Below are 2,783 nucleotides of genomic sequence, written 5' to 3'. Positions count from 1 at the left end.
GGCATCATTGAGAACTGCCAATTGTCCTTCTTCTGTTTGCAATCTCAGATAATTGCCTCTAGCAGCAGCTAACTGTTGATTTACAGATAATCGTTGTTGTGTCAAAGATTGGACTTGTTGAGAAATTGCGGTAGATTGGCTTTGTGGATCAATGAAATTATATTTTTGGCGAAATACTTGCATTTCTTTTTGCAACTGTGTCACCCGACCCTGGATATCAGGTAGTTGTTTCTCCACGAATTGAACTCCCTGACGGAGTTTGGTTTGTCGCTTGTTTAAGCTATATTCTAGATAGAATTTAGAAATTGTATTTAATACAGTTTTGATTTTTTCAGTATCATGACTTTGATAACTTATTTCTATTATCTTAGTTTGACCTAAGCGACGAATAGTTAAACTTTTTATCAGAGAATTATAAGTAAGTTCAGGATATGATTTATTTAATTTTTTAATCACACTTTGTAGAAGTTTTGGACTTTTAAGAACCTGAATTTGGCTCTCATAATCTAAACTAGGTTTGGCAATGTTAGAGTTTAATGCATTTAACTTTTCTAAACTGTTATCTTCATTAAGAGATTCAACTAATATTTGAAAGTTGCCTTGATATATTGGTTCTTTGTTTAGTGTTGAATAAGCAACTGCACTATTAACAACAATAGCTATTCCTGATATAACAAGTGATCTACGTTTGAGTATTTCCAATGTTTGTCGTAAATCCCCACTTCCAGATGTTTCTTCCAAGGTTGAGAAAACTGTACCTCTGAAGGGATGAAAATTAGGGTTTTCATTGCCATTAAAACTTAATGTAGTCATAGATTAAAATGATCCGTGATAGATTTTTTTAGAAAAATTGAATAATCAACCTAATATTTCATGGTTGTATCCAAATTTTTAGAAGAATTGACTTCTTAGCTACCTGTATTGCTAGAGAAAAAATGTAAGAATTAAGTAGATGCGTTATTAAGAGTGTTCAAACCACTTAATACTAAGTATATGCAAGTAAGTGGATCGGATTAAATTTTAAGTGAATATACTTAAAGTTTTTTCCAGGACTATATAATATATAATTTAATCACACTTATCCACTTATAACAAGTCTATTCATTCACTGAGATCCAGCATTAAGAATCTTGGACTTTAAGTGAATATACTTAAAATATTGAAACCAACTAGGTGATATATAATAATTCTGCCATGCTTGACAATAGATGTTGAAGATGATAGAAGATTATTTGGGGAAACAAATGTTTGACTAAGTGAGTCACTGTTATTTAGTTTAGTTGTCTGTAAATTTCCTTAACGACTTCGTATAAATAATAACACTGAACAAAAGGCAGGAAAATTCAAATTCTCTAACAAGTAAAAATCAGGATTTAAAAAGAATTAATATAATGTCCAATCGTAAGAGTTCTGTAAAATCTCCTTTGCATACCATAGAGGCTGAACAGCCTTCTAAAATTAGTGATATTTTGTATCACAAACTCACTACTTTGTCTGTGATAACTGAGTTTTTTCCCCCAGACTATGCGGCAACAGGACAGTTAATAGAAGAACTAGTCAAACAGTTGGAGAAACAAGGCATTAGGATTAGAGTATTTACTGGACAACCAGGATATGCTTTTACTACGGCTCAAGCCCCAGCATTAGAGCAATTGGGCAATGTTCGCGTCCAAAGATCCAGATCTACTCAGATATGGTCTGATAGGATTCGGGGAAAAGCTATAAGTGGTGTTTTATTTACATTGCGGGCTTTTTTGCATATTATGAAGAATGCTCGCAGAAATGACGTGTTTTTATTAACTTCAGCACCTCCTTTCTTATCTATAGCCGGATATTTAACTCATTTGTTATTAAAATTTCCCTATGTATGTTTAATATATGACTTGTATCCAGACATTGCGATCGCTTTAGGAGTAGTTTCTCATAAGCATTGGTTAGCCAAGTTTTGGTGGGCAATCAACCGCCAGATTTGGCAAAAATCTAAAGGGATTATTGTCCTGAGTCCTGCTATGAAGGAGAGAGTCATAGCAATCTGTCCAGAAGTAGCTGATAAGGTGTCTGTGATTCACAGTTGGGGAGATTCTGAGTTAATTTTACCCATTACCAAAGAAAAAAACTGGTTTGCTAAACAACATAACTTGGACAGCATATTTACAGTTCTTTATTCTGGTAATATGGGTAGATGTCATGATACAGACACTATTTTAGCAACTGCTCAAAAATTGCAAAATGAACCAATTCAGTTCGTTTGTATTGGTGGTGGACCAAAACGGGAGAGTTTTATTCAAGATGTCAACCGATTGGGACTAAAAAACTTTCTGTTTCTTCCTTATCAAGACAAGAGTGTGTTACCGTATTCCCTGACAGCTTGCGATTTGTCATTAGTTAGTGTAGAAGCTGGTCTAGAAAGCCTAGTTGCTCCTAGCAAACTCTACCCAGCTTTAGCTGCGGGAAGACCCATAGCAGCTATTTGCCCAAAAAACTCCTACCTGCGACAGCTAATAGCCGATGGTGAGTTTGGTATCAGCATTGACAATGGAGATAGTGATAGTTTATCTAAATTTATTCTCAACTTAAAGAGCGATCGCCAAATTGCAGAAAAAATGGGTAATGCCTCCCGCGAATATTTGCAATCCAACTTTACGCCAGAAATCATCGCTAAACAGTACATCAATGTGCTAGAACAATCCATAACTTGAAACGTCACTCCAGCCTAATCAGCGTCAGTGTGCGAACAAATTGTAGTTTTTCACTCTCCCCCCACTTTCGAGAGTTTATAGGGT

At 35.1% G+C, this 2,783-nt stretch carries 2 protein-coding genes; one reads left to right on the top strand and one right to left on the bottom strand.

The genetic code is table 11. The annotated features are described in order from the left end of the window. On the bottom strand, window positions 1-813 hold an 813-nt coding region (locus tag FJR05_RS20370), incomplete at its 3' end, for a Wzz/FepE/Etk N-terminal domain-containing protein (protein ID WP_254446992.1). A gap of 578 nt (window positions 814-1,391) precedes the next feature. On the opposite strand from FJR05_RS20370, the gene FJR05_RS20365 reads away from it, so the two are divergent. Then, the gene (locus FJR05_RS20365; RefSeq protein ID WP_168645809.1) at window positions 1,392-2,699 is read left to right on the top strand and encodes a glycosyltransferase family 4 protein; all 1,308 of its coding nucleotides are present in this window, start codon (window positions 1,392-1,394) and stop codon (window positions 2,697-2,699) included. Window positions 2,700-2,783: the final 84 nt, after the last annotated feature.

Origin of the sequence: Dolichospermum sp. UHCC 0259 (assembly GCF_009711935.1) — a bacterium.
Taxonomy (GTDB): Bacteria; Cyanobacteriota; Cyanobacteriia; order Cyanobacteriales; family Nostocaceae; genus Dolichospermum.
This window is presented reverse-complemented; position numbering and strand designations above follow the sequence as displayed.